Origin of the sequence: Streptococcus infantis, assembly GCF_047464155.1 — a bacterium.
Classification (GTDB): Bacteria; Bacillota; Bacilli; order Lactobacillales; family Streptococcaceae; genus Streptococcus; species Streptococcus infantis_U.
In genome coordinates, this window is the sequence record NZ_JASHCL010000004.1 from 98,977 (window position 1) to 113,680 (window position 14,704).

The window sequence follows — 14,704 nt, forward strand, 5'->3', positions numbered from 1 at the left end:
TTCAAAGGGGATTTTTCTTTCAGGAAAAGACAAAAGCGAAACTATCTAGCTAATAGTAGAATTTATTTGCTTTGTTTCAGTTGTTCTTTTTTGGCAAGGATTGGTAGAATAACACCCAAACCAATCAGAATAATTGGGGTCAAGATATTTGTAAGAAGAGAGAATTGCCAAGCAGTTGGATTCTCAGCATAGCTAATTTTTGGAACCATACCAAGGATACAAGCAAAGGCAGTAAAGAGGAAGCACCAAGTACCGATAATAAAGCCAAGTTTAGGATTATTCACAAACTTGTATTCTGCATTTTTATATGTCTTCCAAGCACGGTTAAGCATCATGTAGGCAAGGAATACCCAGAGGTAACGCATTGGCATTACGATTGAATTGAGGTTGGTCATCCATTTTACAAGTCCATCAATTTCCTGAATACCAAAAATTGGGAGGATGATGATAAGGCTAACGAGGACGCCTGTAAGGAGATAACCATTAATGAGGACGCCTTTTTCAGTACGTTTACGAAGCCAACTTGGGATAAAGTTTTCATCAGCGTTATTGAGAAGGATTTGCAGTGGTGCATCAATAGAGAAGGCAAGTGCCGCAATTTGTCCGACCATGTTTGTAAGAGCGTAGATTACGACAAAGAGGTTTCCAACTCCCCAAGAATTTCCTAACATTTGGAAGGCTTGATAAGCACCATTACGCATGAGGTCTTCAGGGATGTTATTGCCATCAAATAGCATTCCCATGGCAACTGAACCAAGGATAGCAGAGAGTCCTACCATGATGGCCATGACAATCATACCTTTTGGAAATTCTTTTGCAGGATTGCGAGTTTGATTCACATAAGGGGAAATTTTTTCACAACCACCAACAGCAAAGACTAGTAGTGAAATCGTTGTAAAATAAGAAAAATCAAAGTTTGGAATATAGGTGCTCAGTTGATCCATGTGCGGAGTCGCAAACTGGATGTCTGGTTTGATGAAAGGCAGACCGACAGCCAAAAGCACAAAGAGTAGAGACATAATCAGCATAGCACTTCCTGCCAAGCTACCGATGACTTTTAGAGTCGCCAATCCTTTTGTAGAAAGGTAGAGGAAAAGTCCAAAGATAAGTAAGCAGAGAATAACAATCCAGTGGAAGTCAATTTGTTTTAGAAATTGACCGTTGCCTTGCAAGGCCCATCCAAGCGGAATCAGGATTCCTTGAGGTTTTTGTGCGAGGTAAGGGATATGCACAACCCAGTAGGTCCAAGCGGCAAAGTAGGCGAGACGTTTGGTTGATGTTTTTTCAACCCAGTCACTAACACCGCTTCCGCTTTCCTTAAAGGTAGAACCTAGTTGTCCGACAATGAGGGAATATGGGATAAAGTAGAGTGCGAGGATTAAAACCCAAGATACGACGACTGAAATTCCCTGTTGAGAATAGTTATTGACGACGTTTCCTAGCCCCCAAACCATGTTGAAGACAATCAGAGATACCATCAGCCAATTAAGTTGGTGTTGATCTTTTTTCATAATGTCTCCTTTTCTGATAATTTCAGTTTATCATGTTTTTTTGAAAGCGCCTAACAAAATTCAAAATTTACTATAAAAAAAGTAAAAGCTAGCTAACAGATAGGGACTAGGATTGCTTAGTTGAGAAAAACTTATCCACAGCCTGTGGATAACTCGATACTAGCCTATCAAAAATAATTTTATAGCTATCATTTGTAAAGGAGACAAGAAATTTAGGAATTATAAGAGAGGATAATCTGGGATAAAGCCTGATTGGACAAGGGTTCTAACAGCATTTCTATTGCAAATCATATATAATTTGGTTGGAGATTTGTTTTGGAAAATCTTGAAAATATTTTCCGAAGAAAAGTTGAAGGTTATTCACAGTTTGTGGATAATTTTATATGGATAAGAAAACCCCTTTATGTACGACAAAGGGGTTTGGTTATTAATGCTTCGGTAACCAGCCGAGTGTAAAGTTAAGGGTTTGAGCATTGAGCAATTCCTGATGGCTGATGCTTTGCTTTTCTTTCCCGTCCAGTCGACAGTCTTGTACAAAGTGGAAATGTTCATGATTTTGCTGAGTACGAATATCCAACCACTGCTCTTTTTCTGCAAGATAGACACGAAGGTGGTCAAAGAGTGGAATTCCAAGGTCATAGTTTGCTTTTCCTGGACAGGTTGGGTAAAGCCCAAGAGCAGACCAGACATACCAAGCTGATAGACTACCGTTATCCTCGTCTCCTGGATAAGCATCCCAGCCAGATCGAAAGGCTTTTTGACGAAGGGTCTTGATTAAGAGACTGGTATATTGAGAATAATTACTGTAGCGGAAAAGGTAAGGAATGTGGAAACTTGGTTGGTTTGAAATGGCTAGTTGACCAAATGGCGCTGTTGCCATTTCGCTCATTTCATGGATTTCATAACCATAGCCGGTCGTTTCAAAGAGAGGGAGACTTTGACAAGCTTTTAAGAGATAGTTGCTAAAGGCTTCTTTTCCACCCATAAGTTGACTAAGGCCAGAAATATCATGTAAAACACCCAGACTGGCTTGGATAGCTGAACACTCAGCGTAGTCACGGCCCCAACTATAAGGAGAAAAGTCAGGACGGAAATTGCCATCTACATCACGCGCCCTCATATATCCTGTTTCAGGATCAAATAGATTCTGATAGTTTTTAGAATAGTGAGCATAGGTTTTTGCTAGATCTTCTTGATCTAATTTTGCTGCACAAGTAGAGATGCAAAAATCACTGTAGGCATAGTCCAGTGTGTGACTGACACTTTCATGGAAGTCTGTGGATAGGTATCCTAGCTTTTGGTACTGGGCCAGGCCGTGTCGCCCGTTGATAGCTTTTGGGTCAGCCTTGGTCGCAGTTTCAAGCATAGCTTTGAGAAATTCATCCTCAAGCTCAGGCGCCATGCCTTTACAAGCACTATCAGCAATAAGGCCATCAATCAAGGTGCCAGGCATAATGCCTCGTTCGTCAGGAGCAAGCCACTTAGGGAGATAGCCAGTGTCGCGGTAGCTATTAAGGAAACCCTCAAGAAATTGGTGATAGTATTCCGGAATAATCAAGGCAAAGAGTGGGAATGAAGTGCGGAAGGTATCCCAAAAACCATTGTTGGTATAGAGTAGACCAGGCTTGATCGTTCCTGAAGCAAGGCCCATATGAATATTCTCGCCCTGCTCATTCACCTCATAAAATGTTTGCGGGAAGAGGAAAAGCCTGTAGAGGCAGTGGTCAAAAAATGTTCGGTCTACTGAGCCGGTTTCTACGACATCAAAACGGCCCAGAAGGTCTTCCCAACTTTCTTTGGCGTTTGTTTTCGCCTCTTCAAAATTCTGTTTAGGAAGATTAAAGAGGGCTTGCTCTTTGGAAATAAAGGAAGTTGCCAGTTGAACTTGAGCTTCTGCTCCAGCCAAGTCAATACGCCAGTCTTCCCCCTCTTGATTGATAGATTCAATATCCGTAGAGAATGCGAGGACAGTGAACATGACGAGGGGGTTTTTATTGGTTTCAGTTTCACCTTCTTGCCTCAGGGCCAGAGTTTTCTTATCCACTTGTTCTACTGTCAGTTCATCTGCGGCGTGAAGATAGAGGGACAGGGCTTTTCCTTGTGTTTGTCTTAGTTGAATAGAGGCTCCATAGCAAGTCGGTGTGAGCTGGGTTTCAATCTGGTAACGTTCAGAAAAAGTTCTGAGATAATGGGGATTGAAAATGGCACGCTCCAAGTTATAGGAAGACTGACGATGGAAGAGCGTGTCACCGCTGATTTCTCCTGTAACAGGAGTCAGTAGTAACCAAGAATAATCTCCAATCCAAGGACTAGGCTGGTGGGTTAGTCGAACACCCTGAAATATGGGAAGATGGGGATCAAAAAACCAAGATCCTTCCTGATCACTAGTTTGTGGAACAAAGTAATTCATCCCAAAAGGCACTCCAGTGTAGGGTAGGGTGTTTCCTCGTGAAAATGCATGTTTACTGGCTGTTCCAAAACGCGTATCAATGGTTTCAAGTATAGGTTTCATAGAATATCCTTTAGTCGTTTTCTACATTATATCAGAAAATTTAGCCTTTAGAAAAGGAGTTTTAAATATAACAATTTTGTAGAAAAATGACTATCATTTGTGTATATATTTTCTGGGCTAAAAGCTATATACTGAAAATGAAAATCTGTTTGAAAGAGGCAAAATAGTTTATGGTTTATTCTAAAGAAATCGTCAGAGAATGGTTGGACCAAGTAGCGGAGCGTGCCAAGGATCATCCTGAATGGGTGGATGTCTTTGAACGTTGCTACACAGACACTTTAGACAATACAGTTGAAATCTTAGAAGACGGCTCGACCTTTGTGCTAACCGGGGATATTCCAGCTATGTGGCTCCGTGATTCAACTGCACAGCTTAGACCATACCTTCATGTGGCAAAAAGAGACCCTCGTTTGCGCCAGACCATTGCTGGCTTGGTTAAACGCCAGATGACTTTGATTCTCAAGGATCCCTATGCCAACTCTTTCAATATTGAGGAGAACTGGAAGGGTCATCACGAGACAGACCATACAGACCTCAATGGCTGGATTTGGGAACGTAAGTATGAAGTGGATTCGCTTTGCTATCCCTTGCAATTGGCTTATCTCCTTTGGAAGGAAACTGGTGAGACTAGCCAGTTTGATGAGACTTTTGTTACAGCGGCCAAGGAAATCCTTCATCTTTGGACGGTGGAGCAAGATCACAATAATTCACCATACCGTTTCGTTCGTGACACTGATCGCAAGGAGGATACCTTGGTAAATGATGGATTTGGTCCTGACTTTGCCGTGACAGGAATGACCTGGTCAGCCTTCCGTCCAAGTGATGACTGCTGTCAGTATAGCTACTTGATTCCGTCGAATATGTTTGCAGTGGTTGTCTTGGGTTATGTCCAAGAAATCTTTGCAGAATTGACTCTAGCCGATAGTGAGAGTATCATTGCAGATGCCAAACGCCTCCAAACTGAGATTCAAGAAGGGATCGAAAATTACGCCTACATTACAAATAGTAAGGGTGAAAAGATTTATGCCTTTGAGGTAGACGGTCTAGGAAATGCTAGCATCATGGACGATCCTAACGTGCCAAGTTTGTTGGCTGCTCCATATCTTGGTTACTGTGATGTCAATGACGAAGTGTATCAAGCCACTCGTCGCACCATTCTCAGTCCTGAAAATCCATACTTCTACCAAGGAGAATACGCTAGTGGACTCGGAAGTTCACATACCTTCTACCGCTATATCTGGCCGATTGCTCTATCTATCCAAGGATTGACAACGACGGATAAGGCGGAGAAAAAACATTTGCTAGATCAACTCGTTGCCTGCGATGGTGGAACAGGTGTCATGCACGAAAGCTTCCACGTAGACGATCCGACTCTCTACTCTCGTGAATGGTTCTCATGGGCCAACATGATGTTCTGCGAATTGGTCTTGGATTACCTAGATATTCGCTAATAAGCCTTAGCTCAATAGATTCTTGTACAGAATCACAAATATATTTTTAAATTTAAGTTAGAATGAGGTTTCACTTCATGGAAAATGTTGTTGTACATATTATTTCTCACAGTCACTGGGATCGTGAGTGGTATCTACCTTTTGAAAGTCACCGGATGCAATTGGTGGAACTTTTTGACAATCTGTTTGATCTTTTTGAAAATGATCCTGAGTTCAAGAGTTTCCACCTGGATGGACAAACCATCGTCCTCGATGACTATTTAGAAATTCGTCCTGAAAACCGTGACAAGGTGCAGCGTTATATCGACGAAGGCAAGCTCAAGATTGGACCATTCTACATCTTGCAGGATGATTACCTGATTTCAAGTGAAGCCAATGTCCGCAATACCTTGATTGGCCAAGCTGAATGTGCTAAATGGGGCAAATCTACTCAAATTGGTTACTTCCCAGATACCTTTGGAAATATGGGGCAGGCTCCTCAAATCCTTCAAAAATCAGGGATTCACGTCGCAGCCTTTGGTCGTGGTGTCAAACCGATCGGCTTTGACAACCAAGTCCTCGAAGATGAGCAGTTTACCTCTCAATTTTCTGAGATGTACTGGCAGGGTGCTGATGGTAGCCGTGTACTCGGTATTCTCTTTGCTAACTGGTACAGTAACGGGAACGAAATTCCAGTTGATAAAGATGAAGCCTTGACCTTCTGGAAACAAAAATTGGCAGACGTTCGTGACTATGCTTCTACTAACCAATGGTTGATGATGAACGGCTGTGACCACCAACCAGTTCAACGGAACTTGAGTGAAGCCATTCGTGTGGCAAACGAACTTTTCCCTGACGTGACCTTTATTCATAGCTCATTTGACGAATATGTCCAAGCACTGGAAAGTGCCCTTCCTGAACAATTATCAACGGTCACAGGTGAGTTGACCAGTCAGGAAACGGATGGTTGGTATACTCTTGCCAATACTTCTTCTTCACGCGTTTACCTCAAACAAGCCTTCCAAGAAAATAGCAACTTGTTAGAGCAGGTGGTGGAACCTTTGACCATCATCACTGGTGGACATAACCACAAAGATCAATTGACCTATGCTTGGAAAGTACTTCTGCAAAATGCACCGCACGATAGTATCTGTGGTTGTAGTATTGACGAAGTTCACCGTGAAATGGAAACTCGTTTTGCCAAGGTCAATCAGGTTGGAAACTTTGTCAAGACCAACCTTCTCAATGAGTGGAAACATAAAATAGCAACTCAAGAAGCGCAAAGTGATCACCTCTTTACCGTTGTCAATACAACTTTACATGCCAAGGTTGATACAGTCAGTGTTGTAGTGGATGTTGTGACTTGTGATTTCAAAGAATTGCACCCAACAGAAGGTTACAAGAAGATGGCAGCTGTGACCTTGCCAGATTACCATGTTGAAGATTTGGATGACCATGTCCTTGAAGCCAAGATTGAAGATTTGGGAGCAAGTTTTGGTTATACCTTGCCTAAGGATAAATTCCGCCAACCATATATTGCACGCCAAGTTCGCGTGACAATCCCAGTCCACCTTGCTCCGCTTTCTTGGGCAAGCTTCCAATTGGTCGAAGGTCAAGTAGATCACCGTGATGGTATTTACCAAAATGGAGTCATTGATACACCATTCGTAACTGTGAGTGTAGACCAAGGAGTTACAGTCTACGACAAGACTACAAATGAAGCCTACGAGGATTTCATCCAATTCGAGGACCGTGGAGATATTGGTAACGAGTACATTTACTTCCAACCAAAAGGAACTGAGCCAATCTTTGCTCAACTGAAAGGTTATGAAGTTCTGGAAAACAATGCTCGCTATGCTAAGGTTTTGCTCAAACACGACTTGACTATTCCAGTTAGCGCAGATGAAAAATTGGACGCTGAACAAAGAGGTATCATCGAGTTCATGAAACGAGATGCAGGTCGTTCAGAAGAGTTGACAACCATTCCTCTTGAAACAGAAATGACTGTCTTTGTGGACAATCCACAGATTCGCTTCAAGACTCGCTTTACCAATACAGCCAAAGACCACCGCATTCGTCTCTTGGTCAAAACTCATAACACACGCCCAAGTAATGATTCTGAAAGTATCTATGAAGTTGTGACAAGACCAAATAAACCGGCAGCTTCTTGGGAAAATCCTGAAAATCCACAACACCAACAAGCCTTTGTCAGCTTGTATGATGATGTAAAAGGCGTGACCGTATCCAATAAAGGATTGCACGAATACGAAATCCTTGGAGACGACACCATGGCTGTAACCCTTCTCCGTGCTTCAGGGGAGCTAGGTGACTGGGGCTACTTCCCAACACCAGAAGCCCAGTGTTTGCGCGATATCGAAGTTGAGTTTGCAGTAGAATGCCATCAAGCAGGCGAACGTTTCTCAGCCTTCCGTCGCGCCAAAGCATTCCAGGTGCCATTTACAGCTCTTCAAGTTTTAAAACAAGAGGGTAGTGTTGCAGCAACAGGTAGTCTCTTAAACCATCCAGCCCTCAACTTGCCACAAGTCTGCCCAACAGCCTTTAAGGTAGCTGAAAATGAAGAAGGTTATGTTCTTCGTTACTACAACATGAGCCAAGAAAATGTTCGCGTGTCGGACAAACAACAAACCATTCTTGACTTATTGGAACGCCCATATCCAGTTCATTCAGGACTATTAGCGCCACAAGAAATTCGTACAGAATTGATCAAAAAAGAAGAAATCTAATTTCAAAAAGATAACATAAAAAGAAAGGAGGAGCGAAAAGAGTAAGAACCGACTGCTTTTCTCGCTCCTTTTTACAGGTAAAAGCAATGACCATTGCAACGATTGATATCGGAGGGACTGGGATTAAGTTTGCTAGTCTAACTCCTGATGGAAAGATTTTAGATAAGAACAGCACACCAACGCCAGAGACTCTAAAAGAGTTGCTTGCTTGGTTGGACCAACGTTTGTCAGAACAAGACTATCGTGGGATTGCTATGAGTGTGCCAGGTGCAGTTAACCAAGAAACAGGAGTGATTGAGGGAATTAGCGCCATTCCTTACATCCATGGTTTTTCTTGGTATGAGGCCCTTGCTCATCACAAACTACCTGTTCATTTAGAAAATGATGCCAACTGCGTTGGGCTGAGTGAATTGCTGGCGCATCCTGAGATTGAAAATGCAGCCTGTGTCGTGATTGGTACAGGAATCGGTGGAGCCATGATTATCAATGGGAAGCTACACCGTGGTCGTCATGGTTTGGGCGGTGAGTTTGGCTACATGACAACCATCGAGCCTGCAGAAAAGCTCAATAACTGGTCGTTACTAGCTTCTACGGGGAACATGGTTCGTTATGTGATTGAGAAATCAGGTCAGTCTGACTGGGATGGCCGTAAGATTTACCAAGAAGCTGCAGCCGGCAATGCTCTTTGCCAGGAAGCCATTGAGCGTATGAATCGTAATCTTGCTCAAGGCCTGCTCAATATCCAGTATCTCATTGATCCAGATGTGATTAGCCTAGGTGGCTCTATCAGTCAAAACCCAGATTTTATCAAAGGTGTGCAAAAAGCAGTAGATACCTTTGTGGAAAGATATGAAGAATATACAATCGCTCCAGTCATCCAAGCTTGCACCTATCACGCAGATGCCAATCTCTACGGTGCCCTTGTCAACTGGTTACAGGAGGAAAACCAATGGTAAGTTTTACAGGACTTAGTCCCAAACAAGCCCAATCTATCGAAGTATTAAAAAATCACATTTCTCTACCAGATGTAGAGGTGGCAGTCGCTCAGTCTGATCAGGCCTCCATCTCTATCAAGGGTGAGGGTGGCCACTATCAATTGACCTATCGAAAACCTCATCAACTCTATCGTGCCTTGTCTGTGCTAGCAACAGCTTTAGAAGAAGGTGATAAGGTAGAGATTGAAGAACAAGCAGCTTATGAAGATTTAGCCTACATGGCTGACTGTTCGCGCAATGCCGTGCTCAATGTCGCATCTGCCAAGCAGATGATTGAAGTCTTAGCTCTGATGGGTTATTCAACCTTTGAGCTCTACATGGAAGACACTTATCAAATTGAAGGACAACCTTACTTTGGTTATTTCCGTGGGGCTTATTCAGCTGAGGAATTACAGGAAATCGAAGCATACGCTCAGCAGTTTGACATGACCTTTGTCCCATGTATCCAAACCCTGGCCCACTTATCAGCCTTTGTCAAATGGGGTGTCAAAGAAGTCCAGCAACTCCGCGATGTAGAAGACATTCTTCTCATCGGTGAAGAAAAAGTCTACGACCTGATTGACGGTATGTTTGCGACGTTATCTAAACTACAAACTCGCAAGGTCAATATCGGAATGGACGAAGCTCACCTAGTTGGTTTGGGACGTTACCTTATCCTGAACGGTGTGGTTGATCGGAGTCTCCTCATGTGCCAACACTTGGAGCGCGTGCTGGATATTGCAGACAAGTATGGTTTCCACTGCCAGATGTGGAGCGATATGTTCTTCAAGCTTATGTCAGCAGATGGGCAGTATGACCGTGATGTGGAAATTCCAGAGGAAACGCGCGTTTATCTTGATCGTCTCAAAGACCGTGTGACCTTGGTTTACTGGGATTATTATCAGGATAGCGAAGAAAAATACAACCGTAACTTCCGTAATCACCACAAGATTAGCCAGGATATCGCTTTTGCAGGTGGTGCCTGGAAGTGGATTGGCTTTACACCACACAACCATTTCAGTCGTCTTATCGCTCTTGAAGCTAATAAAGCCTGTCGTGCTAATCAGATCAAGGAAGTCATCGTGACGGGTTGGGGGGACAATGGTGGGGAAACAGCCCAGTTCTCTATCTTTCCAAGCTTGCAAATCTGGGCAGAACTCAGCTACCGCAATGATTTAGACCGTTTGTCAGCTCATTTCAAGACCAATACAGGTTTATCGGTTGAAGACTTCATGCAACTTGACCTTGCTAACCTCTTGCCAGATCTACCAGATAATCTCAGTGGGATTAACCCTAACCGTTATGTCTTTTATCAGGATGTTCTCTGCCCAATTCTTGACAAGCACATGACACCTGAACAGGACAAGCCACACTTTGCCCAAGCAGCTGAGACTCTTACTACTATCAAAGAAAAAGCAGGCATTTACGCTTATCTTTTCGAAACTCAGGCACAGTTGAATGCCATTTTAAGTAGTAAAGTGGATGTGGGGCGACGTATCCGTCAAGTTTATCAAGCTGATGATAAAGACAGTTTGCAAGGAATAGCTAGAGGAGAATTGCCAAAACTCAGAAGCCAGATTGAAATCTTCCATGCTCTCTTTAGTCAACAATGGTTGAAAGAAAACAAGGTCTTTGGCTTGGATACAGTAGACATTCGTATGGGTGGGCTCTTGCAACGGATCAAGCGCGCAGAAAGTCGCATTGAAAACTATCTAGCAGGCGAAATCTCTCGTATCGACGAACTAGAAGTAGAGATCTTGCCATTCAACGATTTCTACGGGGATCAGGACTTCGCAGCCACAACGGCTAACCAGTGGCATACTATTGCGACAGCTTCGACCATTTATACAACCTAGGAAAACTCTATTCAGGAAGAAAGTTTCTCGTGAAACATCCTTCTTATATAAAAAAGCTCTCCACATAAAATAATTTGTGGAGTTTTTTCTATAATTTGTAGTTTAAACTGTCCTAAAAATAAGAGTATACTATTTTTGTAAACGTTATCAAATTTAAAAATGTGAGATTATGAAGTTTTAGAAAATAAAAAGGGAGGAAATTATGAACAAGTTTTCAAAAACTTTAAGAGATAATTGGATTTTTCTCTTAATGGTTCTACCAGGAACAATTTGGTTGATTTTATTCTTCTACATTCCAGTTTTTGGGAATGTGGTTGCCTTCAAAGACTACCATATGACTGGTGAAGGATTCGTCCACAGTATTATAAATAGTAAATGGGTCGGACTAGATAACTTTAAATTCTTGTTTAGTTCCAAGGATGCCTTTGTCATCACTCGAAACACTGTACTTTACAACCTTGGATTTATCTTTATCGGTTTAATTGTGTCAGTTGGTATCGCCATTATCCTTAGTGAACTTCGCTCTAAGCAAATGGTTAAAATCTACCAAACATCTATGTTGTTCCCTTACTTCCTATCTTGGGTTATCATCAGTTTCTTTACAGATGCTTTCCTAAACATCGATAAAGGGCTTATCAACCACACCTTAGAAGCTCTTGGAATGAAGGGTATTAACTTCTACGCTGATGTAAGTATTTGGCCTTACCTTCTCCTTTTCCTAGGTATCTGGAAAGGCTTTGGATATAGTAGTGTGATGTACTACGCAACTATCATGGGTATTGACCCAACTTACTACGAAGCAGCGACAGTGGACGGTGCTAGCAAATGGCAACGTATCCGTAACGTAACCATCCCTCAGTTGACACCGCTTGTGACAGTATTGACCATCCTTGCAGTCGGAAATATCTTCCGTGCAGACTTCGGTCTCTTCTACCAAATCCCTCACAACGCAGGTCAGCTCTATAGTGTAACAAATGTATTGGACGTCTATGTCTTTAACGGATTGACTCAGACAGCAGATATCGGTATGGCTTCAGCAGCCGGTCTCTACCAGTCAGTCGTCGGTTTGATTCTCGTTATCCTATCAAACTTACTTGCAAGACGTGTTGATCCTAACTCAGCACTATTCTAGAAAGGAGGAGCATATGGCAAAAAAAATTCAAAAAGAAAAAATTGATAATGTTGGCATACACTCCTTCAGCAAAAAGGCAGATATTTTCTTTAGTATCATATCTGGTTTGCTGGCCTTCTCTTGTATCTTGCCTTTCATCTTCGTAATCATTATTTCAGTTACAGACGAAAAAAGTATTGTTCAATATGGATATAGTTTCTTCCCTTCTAAGTTTGGTGTAGATGGATTCCAATTCTTGGCTCAGTTTAAAGACAAAATTTTACAAGCGCTCTTTATCTCAGCCTTTGTGACAGTTGTCGGTACATTGACAAACGTATTCATCACAACAACATACGCTTATGCCATCTCACGTTCAACATTTAAGTATCGCAAATTCTTTACAATCTTCGCTCTTCTTAGTATGTTGTTCAATGCTGGTTTGGTACCAGGCTATATCGTGGTAACTCAGCTACTTCACTTGGGTGATACTATTTGGGCCTTGATTGTTCCGATGCTTCTATCACCATTCAACATCATGTTGATGCGGTCTTTCTTCAAGAAAACCATTCCAGAAGCAATCCTCGAATCAGCTCGTATCGATGGTGCTAGCGAGGCGCGGATCTTCTTCCAAATCTGTTTACCACTCTCTCTTCCAGGGATTGCGACTATCACACTTTTGACAGCACTTGGATTCTGGAACGACTGGTTCAATGCCCTTCTTTACATCAAGAGTGACAACTTATATCCATTGCAATATTTGCTCATGCAAATTCAAAACAACATGGATTACATTGCTAAGTCAGTTGGGATGTCAGGACAACTTGCAGTTGCCCTACCAAAAGAAACAGGTCGTATGGCCATGGTCGTAGTTGCGACTGTTCCAATTGCGATTCTCTATCCTTTCTTCCAACGCTACTTTGTAAAAGGTTTAACTATCGGTGGTGTTAAAGAATAAGAGACGCTGAGAAACAAGCTTTCTCTACCCTATCTAACTTTTCTATGTTGAAAAGTAGATCACTAAAATTGTTTTAAATTTAAAAATAAAAAAAGGAGTTTTTATCATGAAAAACTGGAAAAAATATGCTTTTGCATCTGCTAGCCTTGTAGCTTTAGCTGCTAGCCTCGCTGCTTGTGGAAACCTTAAAGGTAACAACCAAAAAGCTGCTGACTCAGCTTCAGGTGACAAAACTGTTATCAAAATGTACCAAATCGGTGACAAACCAGATAACTTGGATGAGTTGCTAGAAAATGCAAACAAAATCATCGGAGAAAAAGTTGGTGCTAAATTAGATATCCAATACCTTGGTTGGGGTGACTACAGCAAGAAAATGTCAGTTATCACTTCATCAGGTGAAAACTATGATATCGCATTCGCAGATAACTACGTTGTAAATGCTCAAAAAGGTGCTTATGCTGACTTGACAGAATTGTACAAGAAAGAAGGAGCTGACCTTTACAAAGCACTTGACCCAGCTTACATCAAAGGTAACACTGTAAACGGTAAAATCTATGCAGTTCCAGTTGCAGCCAACGTTGCATCTTCACAAAACTTTGCTTTCAACGGCCCACTTCTTGAAAAATATGGAATCGATATCTCAGGTGTAACTTCATACGAAACACTTGAACCAGTATTGAAACAAATCAAAGAAAAAGCTCCAGATGTAATGCCATTCGCTGTTGGTAAAAACTTTATCCCATCAGAAAACTTTGACTACCCAGTTGCAAATGGTCTTCCATTCGTCATCGACCTTGAAGGCGACACTACTAAGATCGTAAACCGTTACGAAGTTCCTCGTTTCGTAGAACACTTGAAGACTCTTCACAAATACTATGAAGCAGGATACATTCCAAAAGACGTAGCAACAAGCGAAACTTCATATGACCTTACTCAAGATACTTGGCTTGTTCGTGAAGAAACAGTAGGACCAGCTGACTACGGTAGCAGCTTGCTTTCTCGTGTTGCTAACAGAGACATCCAAATCAAACCATTTACTAACTTCATCAAGAAAAACCAAACAACTCAAGTTGCTAACTTTGTAATCTCAAACAACTCTAAGAACAAAGAAAAAGCAATGGAAGTGTTGAACCTCTTGAACACTAACCCAGAACTCTTGAACGGTCTTGTTTACGGTCCAGAAGGCAAGAACTGGGAAAAAGTTGCAGGTAAAGAAAACCGTGTTAAAGTCCTTGATGGATACAAAGGAAACACTCACATGTCAGGATGGAACACTGGTAACAACTGGATCCTTTACATCAACGAAAACGTAACAGATGAGCAAATTGCACAATCTAAGAAAGACTTGGAAACTGCAAAAGAATCTCCAGCGCTTGGATTCATCTTCAACACTGACAACGTGAAATCTGAAATCTCAGCTATCACTAACACTATGCAACAATTCGATACAGCTATCAACACTGGTACTGTAGACCCAGAAAAAGCTATTCCAGAATTGATGGAAAAACTTAAATCTGAAGGTGCTTACCAAAAAGTATTGGATGAAATGCAAAAACAATACGACGAATTCTTGAAAAACAAAAAATCTTAAGATAGATTGATTTCGTGTAT

9 protein-coding genes are annotated in these 14,704 nt (G+C 41.9%); 7 read left to right on the plus strand and 2 right to left on the minus strand.

The genetic code is table 11. The annotated features are described in order from the left end of the window. Positions 1-62 precede the first annotated feature (62 nt). Positions 63-1,511 carry an APC family permease gene (locus QM810_RS08600; protein WP_414254567.1) on the minus strand — a complete coding sequence of 483 codons (1,449 nt, stop codon included), beginning with the start codon at positions 1,509-1,511 and terminating at the stop codon, positions 63-65. Between the two features lie 427 nt (positions 1,512-1,938). Continuing rightward, positions 1,939-4,023, minus strand: a complete 2,085-nt coding sequence (locus QM810_RS08605) for a GH92 family glycosyl hydrolase (protein ID WP_414254568.1) — start codon at positions 4,021-4,023, stop codon at positions 1,939-1,941. Between the two features lie 170 nt (positions 4,024-4,193). Between QM810_RS08605 and QM810_RS08610 the strand changes: the two genes are divergently transcribed. The 7 genes from QM810_RS08610 (at position 4,194) to QM810_RS08640 (ending at position 14,684) form a co-directional block, all read left to right on the plus strand. Beyond that, positions 4,194-5,474: a glycoside hydrolase family 125 protein gene (locus QM810_RS08610; RefSeq protein ID WP_414254569.1), complete on the plus strand. Its 1,281-nt coding sequence runs from the start codon at positions 4,194-4,196 to the stop codon at positions 5,472-5,474. A 77-nt stretch (positions 5,475-5,551) separates the two neighbouring features. After that, the gene (locus QM810_RS08615) at positions 5,552-8,197 is read left to right on the plus strand and encodes an alpha-mannosidase (protein WP_414254570.1); all 2,646 of its coding nucleotides are present in this window, start codon (positions 5,552-5,554) and stop codon (positions 8,195-8,197) included. Positions 8,198-8,283: 86 nt separating this feature from the next. After that, positions 8,284-9,153, plus strand: a complete 870-nt coding sequence (locus QM810_RS08620; RefSeq protein ID WP_414254571.1) for an ROK family protein — start codon at positions 8,284-8,286, stop codon at positions 9,151-9,153. After that, positions 9,147-11,027, plus strand: a complete 1,881-nt coding sequence (locus QM810_RS08625; RefSeq protein ID WP_178895599.1) for a beta-N-acetylhexosaminidase — start codon at positions 9,147-9,149, stop codon at positions 11,025-11,027. Before QM810_RS08620 ends, QM810_RS08625 begins: the two co-directional genes overlap by 7 nt. 202 nt (positions 11,028-11,229) lie before the next feature. After that, the gene (locus tag QM810_RS08630; RefSeq protein WP_178895598.1) at positions 11,230-12,159 is read left to right on the plus strand and encodes an ABC transporter permease; all 930 of its coding nucleotides are present in this window, start codon (positions 11,230-11,232) and stop codon (positions 12,157-12,159) included. A 13-nt stretch (positions 12,160-12,172) separates the two neighbouring features. Next, positions 12,173-13,093, plus strand: a complete 921-nt coding sequence (locus tag QM810_RS08635) for a carbohydrate ABC transporter permease (RefSeq protein WP_025170531.1) — start codon at positions 12,173-12,175, stop codon at positions 13,091-13,093. Positions 13,094-13,199: 106 nt separating this feature from the next. Beyond that, positions 13,200-14,684: an ABC transporter substrate-binding protein gene (locus QM810_RS08640; protein WP_414254572.1), complete on the plus strand. Its 1,485-nt coding sequence runs from the start codon at positions 13,200-13,202 to the stop codon at positions 14,682-14,684. Positions 14,685-14,704 lie beyond the last annotated feature (20 nt).

Excerpts from the sequence above, each read along its gene's own strand:
- QM810_RS08600 (WP_414254567.1), bottom strand. The coding sequence starts at position 1,511 with ATGAAAAAAGATCAACACCAACTTAATTGGCTGATGGTATCTCTGATT.
- QM810_RS08605 (WP_414254568.1), bottom strand. The coding sequence starts at position 4,023 with ATGAAACCTATACTTGAAACCATTGATACGCGTTTTGGAACAGCCAGT.
- QM810_RS08610 (WP_414254569.1), top strand. The coding sequence starts at position 4,194 with ATGGTTTATTCTAAAGAAATCGTCAGAGAATGGTTGGACCAAGTAGCG.
- QM810_RS08615 (WP_414254570.1), top strand. The coding sequence starts at position 5,552 with ATGGAAAATGTTGTTGTACATATTATTTCTCACAGTCACTGGGATCGT.
- QM810_RS08620 (WP_414254571.1), top strand. The coding sequence starts at position 8,284 with ATGACCATTGCAACGATTGATATCGGAGGGACTGGGATTAAGTTTGCT.
- QM810_RS08625 (WP_178895599.1), top strand. The coding sequence starts at position 9,147 with ATGGTAAGTTTTACAGGACTTAGTCCCAAACAAGCCCAATCTATCGAA.
- QM810_RS08630 (WP_178895598.1), top strand. The coding sequence starts at position 11,230 with ATGAACAAGTTTTCAAAAACTTTAAGAGATAATTGGATTTTTCTCTTA.
- QM810_RS08635 (WP_025170531.1), top strand. The coding sequence starts at position 12,173 with ATGGCAAAAAAAATTCAAAAAGAAAAAATTGATAATGTTGGCATACAC.
- QM810_RS08640 (WP_414254572.1), top strand. The coding sequence starts at position 13,200 with ATGAAAAACTGGAAAAAATATGCTTTTGCATCTGCTAGCCTTGTAGCT.